This window comes from Ruegeria sp. HKCCD7628 (genome assembly GCF_057221005.1).
In genome coordinates this window covers 37,345-54,487 of record NZ_JBWVBA010000001.1, presented here as the reverse complement: position 1 = coordinate 54,487, position 17,143 = coordinate 37,345, and the positions used below count along the sequence as shown (strand labels likewise).

Below are 17,143 nucleotides of genomic sequence, written 5' to 3'. Positions count from 1 at the left end.
CTTTTTGTTAATGCTTGGCTTTATTATTCAGGCAGGATCACAGCGTCGACGACGTGGATCACACCGTTGCTGGTTTCGATGTCTGCCTGGATGACTTCGGCATCATTCACCTTGACGCCACGCTTGGCATTCACGCTCAGACGGTCACCCTGTACGGTTAGAACCTTGGCGCGTTTTCCGGCAATGTCACCAGACATGACCTTAGCAGGAACAACGTGGTATGTCAGGATTTCAACAAGTTGGTCCTTGTTCTCGGGCAGAAGCAGTGTTTCGACCGTACCCTCAGGCAAAGCTGCGAAAGCTTCGTCAGTCGGAGCGAAGACAGTAAACGGGCCGTCACCTTTCAACGTTTCAACAAGACCTGCGGCCTGAACGGCGGCAACGAGAGTTTCGAACGAACCGGCCGAAACGGCGGTATCCACAATGTCAGCGGCTTGTGCTTTGACGGGCAAAGTCAGTGCAAGTGCGGCGGCAGCGCCCATCAGTGTTTGGCGGAACATGGCTGTATCTCCTCTCCAGCGTGTTATGGAAAGGGGTACGGGGCCTCAGCCACAGCGGATCACTTTGAGTTCAATTTTCTTTGATCTGCACCCAGATACTTTGCGCACGACCATCGCCCAGGAACGGCAAAGCCTCGACCGCATCGGGGCGATCCTGTTGCAGGTAATACCCCGGCCAAAGCATTGAAAACGAACCAGATTGCAGCAATGCGTGCAGCATGTACTGCTCGCCCCACCCTGGGCAGTCATAGAAGAATCGCTTGGGATATTCATAAGGTAGAAAAACATCATGCACGTGAATCACCACACCGGGTTTCAGTGCAGGGATGATGCGGCAAAACAAATGCGCGACGTCATTGCTCATCCGGACTACATGGCTGGAATCGATGAACAGAACGTCGCCCGCCTCCAACTGATCGAACAGCGCGGGATCCACTTCTTCCAGCCGTCTCTGCTCGAAATGATCTACCACATGAGCGATATCAGCACGCGGATAGGGATCAATCGCGGTGATCTGCGTCTCAAGCCCGCCGTCGATGATCGCCTGCCGAGTAACGCGCGTGGAGTTTCCGCAGCCAACCTCAATCACACGCCGGGGTTTGAATCGGCGGATCATCAAATACAGCGCGTCGGCATCGGGACTATCGTAGTAACCGTTACCGACCCGATACCCCGTCTGATTGCGCTCGGGGTCCTTGAGGGCCGCAAGCGCATCCGCATGTTCGGTGTATTCTGCGACGAGAGGCGCGATATCAAACCCCTCCATTCCCGGTGACAACGCATAAGCGGGACGGGTCAAGCCACCTGCCCGTTCAAATGCCTCAAGCCGGGCGCGCTCGTCGTCTTCTGGTCCTTTGTCGACCAATTTAACTCCAAGCTCCGAAAGCGTGTCGTTGATCTTTGGGAATTTCCTGGGTTTCACGCGAACGCTCCGGGGTTTGGACAGTTTACTGAAGGGTTCTTATCGCCGGCGCCGGGGGCTTCGCAAGCCAAACACTTGGCAAGGCGGTCATTTCCGTATTCACTGTTTGGAATAACCGACGAGGGCGACCATGCAGCAGGAATACACGCTGGGCATTGAAGAAGAGTATCTTCTGGTCAATCGGGACACGTTCGAGCTTGCCGAAGCGCCCGAAGCTTTGATGGAGGCCTGTCAGGCCGATTTCCAAGGTCAGGTCAGCCCCGAATTCCTGCAATGTCAGATCGAGGTCGGCACCCGCCCCCATGCGACCATTGCCGGCGCGCGCGAGGATCTGAAACGCTTACGGTCTTGCGTGGCCAAACGCGCAGCGGACTACAACCTCGCCCCAATCGCGGTATCGTGTCATCCGTTTGCCGATTGGAAAAAGCAAAGCCATACGCGAAAAGATCGCTATGACGCCCTGCACCATGCACTTGGCGGCGTAGCGCGACGAATGCTGATCTGTGGAATGCATGTCCATATCGGAATTGATGACCCTGCCCTGCGCGCCGACCTTATGCCGCAGATTTCGTATTTTCTGCCCCACCTTTTGGCCCTTTCGACCTCATCCCCCTATTGGAACGGCGAGGATACGGGGCTGTCGTCCTACCGCCTGACAGTCTTCGACAACCTACCCCGAACTGGCTTGCCCCCGACCTTGGCCAGTTGGGCCGACTATGAGCGCACCACGGGCATTTTGGTCGAACTAGGTGTGATCGAGGATACGTCGAAAATCTGGTGGGACCTGCGCCCATCACACCGCTTCCCAACGCTTGAGACGCGCATAATGGACGTGCAGCCCCGACTGGAACACGCCTTGTCTTTGGCTGCGATGGTCCAGGCGCTGACCCGGATGCTATGCCGGTTGAAAGCCAGAAACTTACGCTGGCGCAACTATGACCAGTTCCTGATCGGAGAAAACCGTTGGCGCGCGCAGCGCTATGGGGTTGGTGAGGGCATGATCGACTTTGGCGACCGCTCGATCAAACCCATGCCCGAATTGATGGGCGAACTGATGGGACTACTGGCCGAAGACACCGAGGCACTTGGTACAATGACCGAACTGGCGCGGTTGCAACAAATCGCGCAGAACGGAACATCGGCCACACGTCAGCGACGCGTTTATGCCGAGGCATCCGCCCGTGGCGAAGATCCGGGAAAAGCGGTTGTCCAACACCTGATCGAGGAATTTCACCACGACCTTTAATCCCCAAGAGACAGATGCTGGGAATTGCTGGCCGTGAAAAATTTCTGTAAGGATTAGGAAATAAACACTCGTTCAATTCATCCGTCGGCGTGGGAGGGAAGCCATGGATTTCGCTTTGACCGAAGAGCAGACTGCGATCTTCGACATGGCCTATGAGTTCGGGCAGGAGAACATCGCCCCCTATGCTCGACAGTGGGAGGCCGAAGGCACCATCCCCAAAGACCTGTGGCCCCGTGTCGGAGAGCTTGGGTTCGGCGGCCTCTACGTCTCTGAAGACAGCGGTGGTTCTGGTCTGTCGCGTCTGGATGCCACCATGGTTTTCGAGGCGTTGTCGATGGCCTGCCCGTCCGTTGCAGCGTTTTTGTCGATTCACAACATGTGCGCCAAGATGCTGGACAGTTTCGCCGGGGATGCGCTGAAAGCGCGCATTATGCCCGATGTTCTCAGCCTGAATACCGTTCTCAGCTATTGTCTGACCGAACCGGGCTCGGGCTCGGATGCTGCTGCGTTGAAAACCCGCGCGGACCGCAGCAATGAAGGATACACCCTGAACGGGACCAAGGCATTTATCTCGGGCGGCGGGTATTCCGATGCTTATGTCTGCATGGTGCGCACCGGACAGGACGGCCCCAAGGGAATCTCAACGGTCTATGTCGAAGACGGTGCGCCCGGCCTGTCCTTCGGCGCCTTGGAGCAGAAGATGGGGTGGAAAAGCCAACCCACAGCACAAGTGCAGTTCGATGATTGCAAAATCCCGGCCGAGAACCTTGTCGGCGTCGAAGGCGATGGATTCAAATACGCCATGATGGGGCTGGATGGCGGACGGCTGAACATCGCCTCATGCTCGTTAGGGGCCGCGCAAGCGGGGCTGAATATGACGTTGCAATATATGTCCGAGCGGCAGGCGTTCGGTCAGTCCATCGACCAGTTTCAGGCGCTGCAATTCCGTCTGGCCGATATGGAGATCGAGTTGCAGGCAGCCCGAACGTTCTTACGGCAGGCGGCCTGGAAACTGGATCAGGGCGCGCCGGATGCCACCAAGTTCTGCGCCATGGCCAAGAAATTCGTGACCGAGACCGGATCAAAAGTTGTGGATCAATGCCTGCAACTGCATGGCGGCTATGGCTATCTGGCAGATTACGGGATCGAGAAACTGGTCCGCGACTTGCGCGTGCATCAGATCTTGGAAGGCACGAATGAAATCATGCGCGTGATCGTGTCGCGCCAGATGCTTGCCAATCGCTGAGGGGGCCATGGCTGATATCGACATTCGCACCACTGGTCGCGCCGGACGGATCACACTGACCCGGACCAAAGCCCTGAACGCGCTCAGCTATGACATGTGCATGGCCATAGACACTGCTTTGCGCAACTGGCGTGAAGATGACTCGGTTGAACTTATTGTTATGGACGCCGAGGGCGACAAGGCATTCTGCGCTGGCGGCGACATTGCGGAACTGTACGAGACCGGCAAGAACGGTGACTATGCTTACGGCCAGACGTTTTGGCGCGATGAGTACCGCCTGAACGCGCTGATATTTGAATTCCCAAAGCCCGTCGTCAGCTTTCTGCAAGGGTTCACCATGGGCGGTGGCGTTGGCATTGGCTGTCACGGCAGCCACAGGATTGTAGGCGAAAGTAGCCAGATCGCCCTGCCCGAATGCGGGATCGGATTGGTTCCGGATGTCGGTAGCTCGCTGATGCTGGCGCTCGCACCGGGACGGGTCGGCGAATACCTTGGCATGACCGGTCATCGGATGGGCCCGGATGATTCCATTTTCGCAGGTTTCGCGGATCACTTCATCCCCATGGCTCATTGGTCGGACTTGATCGAACTGTTGGAAGCATCCGGAGACGCCAGCCTTCTGACCACCCACGCCCAAACACCCCCGGAGGGCGTGTTGACCGGATTGCAAACCAAGATCGACGCGCATTTTGACGGCGAAAGGCTGCAAGACATCCTCAATAGCCTCAAAGGCAGCGAAACGGACTTCGCGACCGCCGCGCTTAAATTGATCAACCGGGGTTCGCCGCTGGCTATGGCCTGCTGTATCGAGATTCTGCATCGCTTGCGCACCCCCAGCCTCACCATCCAGAAGGCGCTGGAACACGAGTTCCGCTTTACAAGTCGTGCGATGGAACGCGGTGACTTTCTGGAAGGTATTCGCGCACAGATTATCGACAAAGACCGCACTCCGCGCTGGAGGCACCCCGACCAGAACGTACCCATTGTCGAGGTATCGAGGATGCTTCAACCAATGGGCGCTAAAGCACTGACATTCTAGGAGGATTGAGGAATGAAGATCGGATTTATCGGGCTTGGGAACATGGGGAATCCGATGGCTGCCAATCTGGCGAAAGCCGGTCATGACGTGGTCGGGTTTGACATGGCGGATGTGGATGTTGCAGGCGTGACCCTTGCCTCATCGGGCGCTGAGGCTGCAGGCGGTGCCGACATTGTTATCACCATGCTTCCGAACGGCCAGATCCTGCGGGCCGTGGCGGATGATATTTTACCAGCGATGAATTCCGGTTCGGTTTGGATTGATTGCTCGACCGTGGATGTCGACAGCGCCCGCGCCGTGGCCGAGCAGGCTGCACAAGTCGGTGTCTTGGCAGTGGACGCACCCGTATCCGGCGGGATCGGAGGGGCTGCGGCCGGTACCTTGACCTTTATGGCAGGTGGCAGTGATGTCGCCTTTGGCAAGGCTGCCCCCCTGTTCGAAATCATGGGACAAAAGGCCGTGCATTGCGGCGGATCAGGCGCAGGTCAAGCCGCCAAAATATGCAATAACATGATTCTGGGCGTGACCATGATTGCCACCTGTGAAGCGTTTGCATTAGCAGACAAGCTGGGTCTGGACCGACAGAAAATGTTTGACGTAGTCAGCACATCCTCGGGATATAGCTGGACAATGAACGCTTATTGCCCCGCACCGGGGGTCGGCCCCTCCAGCCCTTCGGACAATGACTACCAGCCCGGCTTTGCCGCCGAACTGATGCTCAAAGACTTGCGCCTAAGCCAACAGGCCGCGGAAAGTTCAGATGCGGATACGCCACTTGGTCAGGCGGCTACGGCTCTTTATGAGCAATTCGTGGAATCCGAAGACGGTTTGGGCAAAGATTTCTCTGCCATGCTGCCCCGTTTTGAAAAACGAGGAAGAAGTTAACCTTCGTCCGTGGGCGACAAACTGCCCACGGGGTTGACCCGCTCTGATCGGACCGCCATCTATCGGCGTAGATCAATTCGTGTGCCGGAGGTTTCTATGTCCCGTGTTTTGAAAGTAATAATGGTTGCTTCCATGTTTGTCGCAGCGCCCGCAGCGGTGATGGCAGGCAATGGTAAAGGCAACGGTCAAAACGCCGACAAGGTCTTTCGCGTGCCCTCGCAACCTGTGATTCAAACCAAAGGCAAGGCTGGGCATTGCCCTCCGGGATTGGCCAAGAAAAATGTCCCCTGCGTTCCACCTGGACAGGCAAAAAAGCTGTATCGCAACGGTGACTTCATCAACAACGATTACCGCTGGATCAATGATCCGTACCGCTATGGCTTGAACCGAGGGTCATATGTCCGCGCCGGGGACTATGTCTACCGGGTCGATCCCGAGACCCGCAAAGTGCTGAACTTGATCGGCGCCGTTGCGGATATCCTTAACTAAGTCACACAACCTCTGCGTTAGCTCCCTACTTTTGACGCAATTCAGCGTCATTTCAATTCTCATTATTGCGAGGATTGAATATGCATAGTGACAATTCGATTTTTGAGTTCCGCGGACCGTGGAACGTACCCATTCAGTTAAACCAAAGTCTGATTTTTCTAGTTTTGCTCATAGTGGGGTTCAGTTTTGATCCCGAATCCCTGCCCTATGCGCTTGGTTTTGTGGCCATTTTATTGACCTCAATCCTGCTGCATGAGCTCGGACACGCCTGGGGGTGCTTGATACAGGGTATCCCCGTCAATCGCGTCGTCCTGTATGGAGGTGGCGGGTTTTGCGAACATCGCCGCTCGACCTCATCCTACGAAGACGAATTGATCGTCGCTATGGGGCCGATCGTCAACCTGACGCTGTGGGCATTGTGTTCACTGCTGGAACCCTTCGTCACCTCGCCCGAACTGGGCTGGGTTCTAGTCGTGACCGCCCAATTGAACCTGTTTTTGGCGGTATTCAACATGTTGCCCCTGATGCCGTTGGACGGTGGCCGTCTGTTTCACGCTGTCCTTAACCGCATGGTCAAACCTGTGACTGCGACACGAATTGCCGGGCTTGTCGGACTGATCGGGGTCGCACTTTGGTTACCTATGATAGTATTCGCCTACGTAAACTTCGGCTTTGTGTTCCTGTTCTTTCCACCCTTGCTGCGTCATTGGCACATGCTCAGACACGCACAATACTAGCTTATTCAGCCGCAACCTGTTCCGGGTTCAACATCTGTTTTAGGTACCGACCGGTATGACTGCGGTCAACAGCGGCCACATCTTCGGGTGTGCCGGTGGCCACGATCTCACCGCCACCATCACCGCCTTCAGGGCCAATGTCGATGATATGATCGGCGGTTTTCACCACGTCCAGATTATGTTCGATCACTACAACTGTATTGCCCTGATCGACCAGTTCATGCAGCACTTCCAACAGCTTGCGCACGTCTTCGAAATGAAGACCCGTGGTCGGCTCGTCCAGAATATAAAGCGTCCGCCCGGTCGAGCGTTTGGACAATTCTTTTGACAGCTTCACCCGCTGCGCCTCGCCCCCTGACAGGGTCGTGGCCTGCTGGCCCACCTTGATATAGCCCAGCCCAACACGCGCCAGCGCATCCATCTTGTCGCGGATTGAAGGCACGGCCTTAAAGAACTCCTGCGCGTCTTCCACTGTCATATCAAGGACGTCGGCAATGGACTTGCCCTTGAACTTGATTTCAAGCGTCTCACGATTGTACCGCGCGCCTTTGCAGGTCTCGCAGGTCACGTAGACGTCGGGGAGAAAGTGCATCTCAATCTTGATAACGCCGTCGCCCTGACACGCCTCGCACCGGCCACCTTTGACGTTAAAGCTGAACCGACCGGGCTTGTACCCCCGGGTCTTGGCCTCGGGCAGGCCGGCGAACCAATCGCGGATCGGGGTGAAGGCCCCGGTGTAAGTCGCTGGATTCGAACGCGGAGTTCGCCCGATAGGCCGCTGGTCAATGTCGATGACTTTGTCCAGATGCTCCAGCCCTTTGATCGTCTCGCAGGGCGCAGGCGTCTGGCGCGCGCCGTTCAACCGCATCGAAGCCGTCTTGAACAGCGTCTCAATCGTCAGGGTCGATTTACCGCCGCCGGACACGCCAGTCACGCAGACGAACTTGCCCAGAGGGAACTCGGCCGTGACATTCTTTAGGTTGTTTCCAGTGGCTTTGACGACCTTGAGCTTTTTCTTGTTACCCTTGCGTCGGTCACCCGGCACAGCAATCTCGCGCGTGCCCGACAGGTACTGCCCGGTCATCGAGGCCGCATCCGCCGCGATATGTTCAGGCGTACCGTGGCTGACCACCTGCCCGCCATGCACACCCGCGCCGGGGCCGATATCGAACACATAATCGGCCTCGCGGATGGCCTCTTCGTCATGCTCAACGACGATCACCGTATTACCCTGATCGCGCAGGTTCTTGAGCGTCCCCAGCAGCCTGTCATTGTCGCGTTGGTGCAGACCAATCGAAGGTTCGTCCAATACGTAAAGCACCCCGGTCAGGCCCGAGCCGATCTGGCTGGCCAGACGAATACGCTGGCTTTCGCCGCCCGACAGCGTACCACTTGAGCGCGAAAGCGTAAGATATTCCAAACCCACATTATTCAGGAATCCAAGGCGTTCACGGATCTCTTTCAGAATCGCCCGCGCGATCTCATTCTTCTGTACGCTCAGATGGTTCGGCGCGTCCTCGACCCAAGCTAAGGCCTCACGGATCGACATCTGCACGACCTGCCCCACATGCAGACCCGCGATCTTGACGGCGAGCGCTTCGGGCCGCAAGCGGTAGCCTTCGCAGGCCCCGCAAGGACGGTTGTTCTGATAGCGTTCGAACTCTTCACGGATCCACGCGCTGTCGGTTTCGCGATAGCGGCGTTCCATGTTTGGAATCACGCCCTCAAAGCTGCGCGTCACCTGATAGACACGGCCGCCCTCGTCATAACGGAACTGGATTTCCTCATCACCAGAGCCGCGCAGGAACACCTGTTGCACCTTGGCGGGAAGGTCTTTCCACGGGGTGTTCTTGTCGAACTCAAAATGCCGCGCAATGGCTTCGATGGTTTGCAAGAAATAGGGCGACTTACCCTTGCGCCACGGGGCCAAGGCACCGTCATACAGCTTGAGCGTCTGGTCCGGCACCACGAGGCGTTCATCAAAGAACAGCTCGACCCCTAACCCGTCGCAATCGGGGCACGCCCCAAATGGCGCGTTGAAGGAAAACAGGCGCGGTTCTATCTCGGGGATGGTGAAACCGCTGACCGGACACGCAAAATTCTCACTGAAGGTGATGCGCTCGGCGTCGCCTTCCTTCGGCGCAGTTTCCAGAATCGCGATGCCATCCGCCAAATCCAATGCGGTGCGCAGGCTGTCGGCCAGCCGTGTCTCCATCCCTTCGCGCACGACAAGGCGGTCCACCACCACGTCGATGTCATGGCGGAATTTTTTGTCCAGCGTCGGCGGCGAGTCGAGCTCATAGAACTCTCCATCCACCTTCACACGCTGAAAGCCCTGTTTGCGCAGTTCCAAAAACTCTTTCTTATATTCACCTTTCCGGTCGCGCACGATGGGAGCCAGCAGGTAGCCGCGTGTGCCCTCCTCCATCGTCATGATGCGGTCAACCATATCCTGTACCTGCTGCGCTTCGATCGGCTGGCCTGTGGCGGGGCTATACGGCGTGCCTGCGCGGGCGAACAAAAGGCGCAGATAGTCGTAGATCTCAGTCACGGTACCGACGGTCGAACGCGGGTTCTTCGAGGTCGTCTTCTGTTCGATCGAAATCGCCGGGGACAGCCCGCTGATGTGATCCACATCCGGCTTTTCCATCATGTCCAGAAACTGCCGCGCATAGGCCGACAGGCTTTCGACGTAGCGACGCTGACCCTCGGCATAAATCGTATCAAAAGCCAGCGACGACTTGCCCGAGCCAGACAGCCCCGTGATCACCACAAGCTGATCCCGCGGAATATCCACATCAATGCTTTTGAGGTTATGTTCGCGCGCGCCGCGCACCTCGATATTCTTCAGCTCAGCCATTTTGGCCCCCAAAACGTAAGTCTCCTAGAGATAGGCGAGCGGCGCTGAGTCTCCAACACAAAAATTAGAACAAAGTGAGAACGAACGAATTATTGCCGAACTCTCCTGACAGAACGCACGCACGGTTTGTAGTGGATGGTTGTTATCTGACTGATCAGGGAAGATTTTGATGAAATAAATGGCGCGGTTGACGGGGCTCGAACCCGCGACCCCCGGCGTGACAGGCCGGTACTCTAACCAACTGAGCTACAACCGCGCATCTATTTTAGTGGCCTTTAACCTGGACCAAGGATGGCAGCGATGGCGCGGTTGACGGGGCTCGAACCCGCGACCCCCGGCGTGACAGGCCGGTACTCTAACCAACTGAGCTACAACCGCCCGCTGCCCGTTCGTTGCTGAACGTTTGGGTGTATTATGGCTACGCTCGGGCAGCGTCAAGCGGCGTTTTGAAGTTTTTTCTGAATTGCGAAATTTTACTGCGAAACCCTGTCGACCTTACTCTGCGTGTTTCAAAGAAAACTGCCGCTTTTTGATCACTGGCGACAAACCAACGGGAGACTCATGATCTCCACAACCTGAACCTGTGTCACCCTCGCCACACAGGCTGAAATTCGGTCTGTTTAGATACACATTCAGGCACCACCTAGATAAAGCGACGACTGCTCATCAGGTCATAGTGTGACCCTTAGCAAACAAAACAAGCAAACGGAGCAGAAACGTGACAAAACGTATTATTTGCAGCATTTTGGCAGCATCAACAACAATCGGAGCCGCACAGGCCGCGGAAATTTCCGGTGGTTACCTGAATTTGGATTACTCGACATTTACAGACACCGACTTTGGTGATGCCTACAACCTAAACGGCGCTGCGGAATTGGCGTTTAGCCGCGCCTTCAGCGCACAACTCGACCTTGGCGTACAGCGATTCCAAGACCTGAGCGAAACCGCGACCAACTGGACTTTGCACGGCAACTTGCACACCGCCAACAACGCGTCCTTCGGCCTGTTCTACGGCCAGGAAGACCTAGATGATGCGGATTTCGAGTTCTACGGGATCGAAGCTGGATTTGATGCTGGCCCTGCCGAAATCGAAGGGTACCTGGGACGCCAGGATCTGACCAATGCTTCGGACCTAGATGGCACCTTGTTCGGAATCTCGGCCAAGACCGAGCTGACCGACGCTTGGGAACTGAGCACCAGCTTCGACATCGTCGACAACTTTGGAGGCGCGCTGGACTTCAACCTGTTCGCGATTGGCGCGTCTTACGCGGCGGCTGACAATGCCGAAGTTTATGGCAACCTAGGCGTAGCTCATATCTCGTCCCCGCTTGTTTCGGGCAGCTCAAACGAAGCCTATGTGACTGTCGGCGTTCGCGTAAACTTTGGCAACGACCGTGGCACCACATTCGGTCGTCGCGGAGTGTTGACCCAACTTCCGGGTTTGCCGGGACTTTAAAGCCAAAAGCCCCGAGTTTACCTCGGGGCTTTTGCCTCCAAAATGGCACTTGCAGCAGTTTCAAAGTCGCTGTAATACGCCGCCTTACGGGTGATTAGCTCAGTGGTAGAGCGCTTCGTTCACATCGAAGATGTCAGCGGTTCAAATCCGTTATCACCCACCACTCCATTTTTCATTTACTTTTCAGCCCTTTACAGCCTGATTTTCCTACCCCAGAAGTATTGTCCGCACATACTGTGTGGGTTTTTGTACTAAGATTGCGCGTCAGGCGTCGAGCGCCAAACGTGCCTGAGCAACCACGTCTACCTTTTCAAGTTGAGCGTATTTCATGGTCTGGGAGATATTTGAATGCCCCAGAAGGACCGAGACTTGCTGTATCGAAAGGCCACGTTGGACCATCCGACTGGCATAAGTATCCCGAAGGCTATGCACCGTGGCGCTACCCCGTGTCAGGACAACCCGCTCCGACTTGTTGCAGTTGTCACGGATCACCTTACGCAGAAGTTTGATTGCTTCCTCTACGCCCTCGAAAGGCTGGTCCTGATTATGCAACCGTCGAAACAGGTCATGAACCCTTTGCGAGATAGGCACCAACGATACCGTTCCGGTCTTGGTCCGGTAGACTTCGATTTCCCGTCTGTTCAGGTCGATGAATTCCCATTCCAGAGTTACCGCTTCCATCAGGCGTAAACCCGTGTCAATCAGCACCACGCAAAGCTGTTCCGCCTTACGTGCCGTGATAGTTTCGTTCTGCGCCAGAACATCGAAGATGATCTTTTCCTCACGGTCAGACAGATACCGTGTCTTGGTAAAGCCTTTGATGCTCGGGTACTTCAGCTTCGGGCAGTTGTACCGATGCTCAAGCTTGTTGAACGCACGACGGATCGCTCGAATATCACCTTTCAGAGTGTTTTCCTTACGGCCCTGTTGACGACGAAAGTCCAGAAAGTCTTCCAGCATGTCTTGCGTGAAGTCAGAAGCGTTCATGTCCTTTGACGAAACGTATTCATACAGGACACGATAGGACGCCCTGTAGATGCGTCTGGACTGTTCCTTGTCCAGATCAACCAATGCATGTTCAAAGCAGTCCTCAAGGCTGATTTCAGGCAGCTCTGCAAACTGAACTCGGTCAAGCGCATCTTGGTAGGCTTTCTGCATGACTGCCTTTGCCCCCTTTTTGTCGTTGGATAACCGCTTTGTTGAACCCCGGTATTGCTTTCCATCAACGGTGAACGAATACCACCAGAATGAAGAACCATTGCGTTTGTACAGTTTCATGAGTTGGTCTTTCTTGCGCTGGGCGTACAAAAAAGCCGCTCAGAATTATCCAAAGCGGCTCGTACGACGATTGTTTTTTTAAGTGATCTGATTGAGGTGGTGAGGTGTCAGGACAGCGACGTCACGACTCGATAGACTGACCTTTCGGAGATGTTCAGGTGTCTGGCTATCGCCCGTTTGCTAAGCCCCTCAGAAAGCAACTGCTCAATGTCCGTTGCCTTAGCTCTGGCAGTGGGCTTTCTTCCCTTGTACTTGCCTTCGGCCTTTGCCTTGGCGATGCCTTCCCGTTGACGTTCCAGCATCATCTCCCGTTCAAACTGAGCCACGGAACCCAGAACATTCAGCATCAGTTTCCCGGTGGCATTTGACGTATCCAAGCCTAGGTTCAGCACCCAAAGGCCAATATTCCTTGCTTCTAGGTCGTCCACAATTTCCCCGAGATGCTTCACAGACCGGGCCAGTCTGTCCAGTTTGGTCACTACCAGAACGTCACCTTCCCGGCAGAACTCCATAGCGGCGTTGAGGGACTCTCTGAGGGCCACAGAGCTTATCTGTTCCTCGTACACCTTCTCGCACCCAACGCCCCTCAGTGACTCTCTCTGAGCCTCTAGGGATGCTTTCTGTTCCAGTGTCGACGTGCGAGCATATCCGATCATCATGTGATGGTCTCCTTGTTTGCCAATGATGTTTTAGAAGTTGCGGCAGGGTGTCTGCCAAAAGTCGAGACCGACTCCATGGACAGACATTTGCGCCACGCTCTGAAGCTGACACATGGGCATGGTTTATCGGCAGAGGCCAGCAAGCCGTATAGCGCTGGGCAGTTGGCCAGACAGAATTCATATCCGAATAATGAGGGGGCGGGGGTTTTCAGAAAGCGACTTCAAAAATCGGGGGTTTTAAGTGTTGTTATTGTTGTTGTTTGGAAGTCGACCATCTCACGAAGGACGATTGTAAATATTTGTACTCAAATCCATTTCTCATTCTTCAGGGAATTCAATTAAAAAACTCTGTCCGGCTACAAGAGAGTAGCGCAATCCCGATTCAACGACTTTAGCAACTAGAGTCACACAGTTAGAATTCACCACTTGTACGTCTTTTCGTTCTATCATCGGCAAGAAGCCACCAGCGACTCCTTCATAGTGTCCAACGAAGTCTTCCAAGGACTGCAGCCCGTATACATCTCCCTTTATTCGTACGGTGCTCGATCCCGTTTCGCCGAACTTCAACCCTCTTACTGTAAACTCAACCTGCTGACCGTTGTTGAGAGTAAGGACGCCTTCTCCCTGTCTAAAAGCGACGAATATTCCTCTCTTTTGGCCTTCCAATGTGAAGGTTCCTGATTTGTCGGGGTTTTCTGGACATTTCCTGCTTGCGGTTTGGGCGAAAGACTGAGCCGTAGGTTGATACACCATCCAACCTACAAATAAACCTACGCACAGATAAAATACAGAAGCTTTTGTTTTATTGCGCATTTTTTCCTCACTCAATGAGTTCCCAACACTTAACGTGAATTGCATTTCAAAAATTTTCTTATCGGATTGTGACCGCGTGATGATGCTTGTATCTGCGGGTGTAAGGCCTCATCTTGGCTACTTCGCAATGTGATACCAAGCGGCACCCGACACACTCGCCTATCCGAAACAAAGCTGAAGCTCGCGAAGCTAATAAGTATCATAGTTCCTCTTCTGCCCCCAAAATCGTGGCAGAAACCGGTACTCGCTTTTGCTCAGGCGTCATCTCAACGCTTGTCGCGGTACCGGGCACATGAGTAGCTCGAGCAGCTTGCGGTACACTATCGCGGCGATTCCTACGCCAAACGACAAACAGTGAGAACGTGAGCGCGATGACCAAGCACATCAAGAATATGTTTCCATCGCCAAATAACTTACTCACAATTGCTGCAAGAACAGGCCCCGTCACACCGCCGAGCGTCCAAACGAAGAGTAGCGTTACTGCTGCAGAAGGAACGTAGACCGGCACAGTTCGATCCATTCCATGCGCGACTAGCAACGAATAGGTTGGGAGAAGCAAGCCACCCAAGAGGAAAACCAAAGCAAACCCAAAAAGCTGCCACCCTATACCATAGTCGCCCTTGGCAGCCGCGGCGTCGCCCTTGCCCAAAACAACGAACAGTAACAGTATCATAGCGGTAAATACAGAGACGCCAGCAATCAAAATCCGACGGTCCATTTCGTCAGAGGCTTTTCCGAGCGGGAACTGGAAAAAAATGCGGCCCGCGTAGGCCAATCCAATTCCAATAGCAATTGTCCTGGGATCGAGCCCCAGCACGCTGGCACGAAACGGAACAACTGTTAACATAACAGTGACTAGAAGACCGTTTATAAAAGCGCCGACGAACGCTGTGGGCGACTCTCTGAAGACTTCGCTAATCCTAATATTCGCTGTTCCTCCGGGACTCGCAGGATTGGTCCGCGTTGTTGCAAGCACGACAATTGCGAAGCAATAGAACATCGAGACAAGAACAAAGGCTTCTGAAAGCTCGGCTGATTGGTTAATGACAATCCCTTGGCTCAGAACCGACACGATGCCGAGAACGATTGCGTAAACTGCGAGTATGCGTCCTCGGTTTTCAGGTCCGGCAGTGTCATTGATCCAAGCATCGCCGATAGCGTATAGACCTGCCGTCGCGAGCCCGGTGATGAACCGAACAAACACCATTATGACTGGTTCTTGGGTACTCGACAGAATTAGAGTGAAAAGCGTGCAAATCGCAGCGGCCGCCGTGAAGGCCCGGATGTGCCCAATCCGAGCTAGCGGCTTAGCGATGTAAAAACAGCCAACCATAAACCCAAGCGAATAAGCTGCAGCGACAATCGAAGCGGCTTCTTGAGTTCCTCCAATCGACGCGATTTGAAGAGCGACTAGCGTTCCCAGGGCTGCTGTTGCTAACTGTATCGCACCAACAGAAACAAATAGTGCGCGTAGTGACAGAATTTGGGCGTTCACTTTTCTTTCCCTAAATACATAACTACTCCAACGTCGCTTGCTTTTGCATTGGCTTGCGAGGAGGCTCACTTGCTGGGATTGCTTTCCAAGCCAGCCACAAGTGTCTCATTCGACCAGTTTCTCTCAAACCGGAGGAAACCTATTGCAATCGCTCGGGCTGGACTGAGTAATCCAACCATTGAGCAAATACGCTTTGTCGCCGTCCACCGCTTCTGGAATGGTAGATCGTAGCCTCATGCCGATGTTATGATGATCAAGTTTCGCTTGCTCTATCTTTCTGAGGAACGGCGTTACCATTTCACGACAAAATCCCGGCAATGGCTTGATCGATTGCAAAACTTTGCTTTGCAATGGTCATCAAGCCGCGTGTTTTCTCACAGCGCGGCGGCGTTCCGTCTCGAAGCTAGAGGAAAGCGCTGAATCTACGCCAAGTTGACATAAGGCTCCCGCAGCCATGATATTTAGTTATGAGTGAAATGACGTTTGGGCGCGTTAGCGATTTAAATGGGCTACCTGAGTTAATTCTAGCTTGGGGTGGAGAAGAAGCGCTGCGCCGCACGTTAGATCGGCAGATTCTTCCTTACGAAATTTTGGACGACCGTGACGCTGTCATCCCCATGAAAGACATTATCGGGCTGTACCGAAACGCCGCTGAAGTAACAGGCATTCGATCTTTTGGCCTTAAGGCTACTGAAGGAATAGAACTGAGCGAATACGGTGCAATGGCAGATTTTGTCCTTTCCGCAAAAACGCTGAAAGGTGCGATCGCTAAGTTTAAAACCGGGCTACCGTATTACGAAAGTGGGAGTGAAATCTCAGTACAGTACTCAGAAAATGAGTGCACTATAGGTTATCAGAACCTTTTCCAGTCTATTGTTGGTTTTCGCCAAGCAGGTGATATGACCCTGCGTATTCTTGAGGCCGTTATTCGAGCCTATCTTGGTCCTGAATGGTGCCCGAAGAGCATAAAATTAGCGTGTTCAAGTGGACCTTGGGAGCAAGACTATGAAGATACATTCGAAGCGCCTGTGCATTTTTGTTCGGACAGCTTTGCGTTCGTTTTGGACCGGGATCAATTCGAAGAAGCACGGGCCATTCAAGCCTCCAATGGCGATGCACTGGTTTCCCTCGCCGACCTAAAGCATTTGGGTGAAGATTTGCCGCTAGATTTTATTGGGTCGGTCGCTCACCTGATCAAGATACACTTGCCGGATGGAAAGAGCGGTCTTGAGGAAACCGCCCGCGCTTTGGCAATGGGCCCTCGCACCTTGCAACGTAGGCTTGAGGCACACGGTATCGGATTCCGAGATTTATTGGAGCGAGTTCGAATGCAAAGGGCATGTGAGCTTTTACGAGGAAGTGAGGCGACAGTGGCGATCATTGGCAACGAGCTTGGTTACTCCGCCACTTCACATTTCACACGCGCGTTTACACGAGTATTCGAAGTTTCACCAAGCAAATACAGATCTGAAATAACCGCGTCAGCACGATTGATGTAGACCCAGCTTGCAAAATCTT

General features: G+C 54.3%; 15 protein-coding genes and 3 tRNA genes. 9 read left to right on the top strand and 9 right to left on the bottom strand.

Going from position 1 to position 17,143, the window contains the following annotated elements:
- Positions 1 to 23: 23 nt before the first annotated feature.
- Together AC2TAD_RS00270 and AC2TAD_RS00265 are read right to left on the bottom strand one after the other, a co-directional pair.
- Positions 24 to 500: a fasciclin domain-containing protein gene (locus AC2TAD_RS00270; RefSeq protein WP_170354064.1), complete on the bottom strand. Its 477-nt coding sequence runs from the start codon at positions 498 to 500 to the stop codon at positions 24 to 26.
- Positions 501 to 570: 70 nt separating this feature from the next.
- Positions 571 to 1,422: a class I SAM-dependent methyltransferase gene (locus AC2TAD_RS00265; RefSeq protein ID WP_480865437.1), complete on the bottom strand. Its 852-nt coding sequence runs from the start codon at positions 1,420 to 1,422 to the stop codon at positions 571 to 573.
- A 130-nt stretch (positions 1,423 to 1,552) separates the two neighbouring features.
- Between AC2TAD_RS00265 and AC2TAD_RS00260 the strand changes: the two genes are divergently transcribed.
- From AC2TAD_RS00260 to AC2TAD_RS00235, 6 genes are all read left to right on the top strand, one after another.
- On the top strand, positions 1,553 to 2,668 hold the full coding sequence (locus AC2TAD_RS00260; RefSeq protein ID WP_480865435.1) for a carboxylate-amine ligase: 1,116 nt from the start codon (positions 1,553 to 1,555) through the stop codon (positions 2,666 to 2,668).
- A gap of 103 nt (positions 2,669 to 2,771) precedes the next feature.
- Positions 2,772 to 3,914: an acyl-CoA dehydrogenase family protein gene (locus tag AC2TAD_RS00255; RefSeq protein WP_170354061.1), complete on the top strand. Its 1,143-nt coding sequence runs from the start codon at positions 2,772 to 2,774 to the stop codon at positions 3,912 to 3,914.
- Between the two features lie 7 nt (positions 3,915 to 3,921).
- Positions 3,922 to 4,953 (top strand): enoyl-CoA hydratase/isomerase family protein, encoded by a 1,032-nt coding sequence (locus AC2TAD_RS00250; protein ID WP_480865433.1) that lies wholly within the window; start codon positions 3,922 to 3,924, stop codon positions 4,951 to 4,953.
- A gap of 12 nt (positions 4,954 to 4,965) precedes the next feature.
- Positions 4,966 to 5,838: a 3-hydroxyisobutyrate dehydrogenase gene (mmsB, locus tag AC2TAD_RS00245; protein ID WP_353389588.1), complete on the top strand. Its 873-nt coding sequence runs from the start codon at positions 4,966 to 4,968 to the stop codon at positions 5,836 to 5,838.
- A gap of 96 nt (positions 5,839 to 5,934) precedes the next feature.
- Positions 5,935 to 6,327 carry a hypothetical protein gene (locus tag AC2TAD_RS00240; protein WP_170751036.1) on the top strand — a complete coding sequence of 131 codons (393 nt, stop codon included), beginning with the start codon at positions 5,935 to 5,937 and terminating at the stop codon, positions 6,325 to 6,327.
- A gap of 80 nt (positions 6,328 to 6,407) precedes the next feature.
- Positions 6,408 to 7,064: a site-2 protease family protein gene (locus AC2TAD_RS00235; protein ID WP_480865430.1), complete on the top strand. Its 657-nt coding sequence runs from the start codon at positions 6,408 to 6,410 to the stop codon at positions 7,062 to 7,064.
- A 1-nt stretch (position 7,065) separates the two neighbouring features.
- Here AC2TAD_RS00235 and uvrA read toward each other — a convergent pair whose 3' ends face one another.
- The 3 genes from uvrA to AC2TAD_RS00220 all read right to left on the bottom strand — a co-directional run bounded on the left by uvrA (position 7,066) and on the right by AC2TAD_RS00220 (position 10,302).
- Positions 7,066 to 9,924: an excinuclease ABC subunit UvrA gene (gene uvrA / locus AC2TAD_RS00230; protein ID WP_480865427.1), complete on the bottom strand. Its 2,859-nt coding sequence runs from the start codon at positions 9,922 to 9,924 to the stop codon at positions 7,066 to 7,068.
- A gap of 179 nt (positions 9,925 to 10,103) precedes the next feature.
- Positions 10,104 to 10,180: transfer RNA gene (locus AC2TAD_RS00225), tRNA-Asp, on the bottom strand.
- A 45-nt stretch (positions 10,181 to 10,225) separates the two neighbouring features.
- A tRNA-Asp gene (locus tag AC2TAD_RS00220) sits at positions 10,226 to 10,302 on the bottom strand.
- Between the two features lie 340 nt (positions 10,303 to 10,642).
- Between AC2TAD_RS00220 and AC2TAD_RS00215 the strand changes: the two genes are divergently transcribed.
- Both AC2TAD_RS00215 and AC2TAD_RS00210 read left to right on the top strand, forming a co-directional pair.
- Complete coding sequence (locus tag AC2TAD_RS00215; RefSeq protein WP_480865425.1) at positions 10,643 to 11,380, top strand: porin; 738 nt, start codon at positions 10,643 to 10,645, stop codon at positions 11,378 to 11,380.
- An 88-nt stretch (positions 11,381 to 11,468) separates the two neighbouring features.
- Positions 11,469 to 11,543, top strand: a tRNA-Val gene (locus tag AC2TAD_RS00210).
- A gap of 101 nt (positions 11,544 to 11,644) precedes the next feature.
- On the opposite strand, the gene AC2TAD_RS00205 is transcribed toward AC2TAD_RS00210, so the two are convergent.
- The 4 genes from AC2TAD_RS00205 to AC2TAD_RS00190 form a co-directional block, all read right to left on the bottom strand.
- Positions 11,645 to 12,658 (bottom strand): tyrosine-type recombinase/integrase, encoded by a 1,014-nt coding sequence (locus AC2TAD_RS00205; protein WP_170751028.1) that lies wholly within the window; start codon positions 12,656 to 12,658, stop codon positions 11,645 to 11,647.
- A gap of 107 nt (positions 12,659 to 12,765) precedes the next feature.
- A complete protein-coding gene (locus tag AC2TAD_RS00200) occupies positions 12,766 to 13,317 on the bottom strand; it encodes a recombinase family protein (RefSeq protein WP_170751026.1) in 552 nt (183 codons plus the stop codon).
- Between the two features lie 318 nt (positions 13,318 to 13,635).
- Entirely contained in the window at positions 13,636 to 14,130 is a 495-nt protein-coding gene (locus AC2TAD_RS00195) for a hypothetical protein (protein ID WP_170756474.1), read from the bottom strand.
- A gap of 199 nt (positions 14,131 to 14,329) precedes the next feature.
- Complete coding sequence (locus AC2TAD_RS00190; protein ID WP_170751022.1) at positions 14,330 to 15,625, bottom strand: MFS transporter; 1,296 nt, start codon at positions 15,623 to 15,625, stop codon at positions 14,330 to 14,332.
- Between the two features lie 467 nt (positions 15,626 to 16,092).
- Between AC2TAD_RS00190 and AC2TAD_RS00185 the strand changes: the two genes are divergently transcribed.
- The gene (locus tag AC2TAD_RS00185) at positions 16,093 to 17,124 is read left to right on the top strand and encodes an AraC family transcriptional regulator (RefSeq protein WP_170724319.1); all 1,032 of its coding nucleotides are present in this window, start codon (positions 16,093 to 16,095) and stop codon (positions 17,122 to 17,124) included.
- Positions 17,125 to 17,143: the final 19 nt, after the last annotated feature.

Bases quoted from the DNA above. Each gene is read 5' to 3' on its own strand.
- AC2TAD_RS00270 (WP_170354064.1), bottom strand. From the start codon at position 500: ATGTTCCGCCAAACACTGATGGGCGCTGCCGCCGCACTTGCACTGACT.
- AC2TAD_RS00260 (WP_480865435.1), top strand. From the start codon at position 1,553: ATGCAGCAGGAATACACGCTGGGCATTGAAGAAGAGTATCTTCTGGTC.
- AC2TAD_RS00255 (WP_170354061.1), top strand. From the start codon at position 2,772: ATGGATTTCGCTTTGACCGAAGAGCAGACTGCGATCTTCGACATGGCC.
- AC2TAD_RS00250 (WP_480865433.1), top strand. From the start codon at position 3,922: ATGGCTGATATCGACATTCGCACCACTGGTCGCGCCGGACGGATCACA.
- mmsB (WP_353389588.1), top strand. From the start codon at position 4,966: ATGAAGATCGGATTTATCGGGCTTGGGAACATGGGGAATCCGATGGCT.
- AC2TAD_RS00240 (WP_170751036.1), top strand. From the start codon at position 5,935: ATGTCCCGTGTTTTGAAAGTAATAATGGTTGCTTCCATGTTTGTCGCA.
- AC2TAD_RS00235 (WP_480865430.1), top strand. From the start codon at position 6,408: ATGCATAGTGACAATTCGATTTTTGAGTTCCGCGGACCGTGGAACGTA.
- uvrA (WP_480865427.1), bottom strand. From the start codon at position 9,924: ATGGCTGAGCTGAAGAATATCGAGGTGCGCGGCGCGCGCGAACATAAC.
- AC2TAD_RS00205 (WP_170751028.1), bottom strand. From the start codon at position 12,658: ATGAAACTGTACAAACGCAATGGTTCTTCATTCTGGTGGTATTCGTTC.
- AC2TAD_RS00200 (WP_170751026.1), bottom strand. From the start codon at position 13,317: ATGATGATCGGATATGCTCGCACGTCGACACTGGAACAGAAAGCATCC.
- AC2TAD_RS00195 (WP_170756474.1), bottom strand. From the start codon at position 14,130: ATGCGCAATAAAACAAAAGCTTCTGTATTTTATCTGTGCGTAGGTTTA.
- AC2TAD_RS00185 (WP_170724319.1), top strand. From the start codon at position 16,093: ATGAGTGAAATGACGTTTGGGCGCGTTAGCGATTTAAATGGGCTACCT.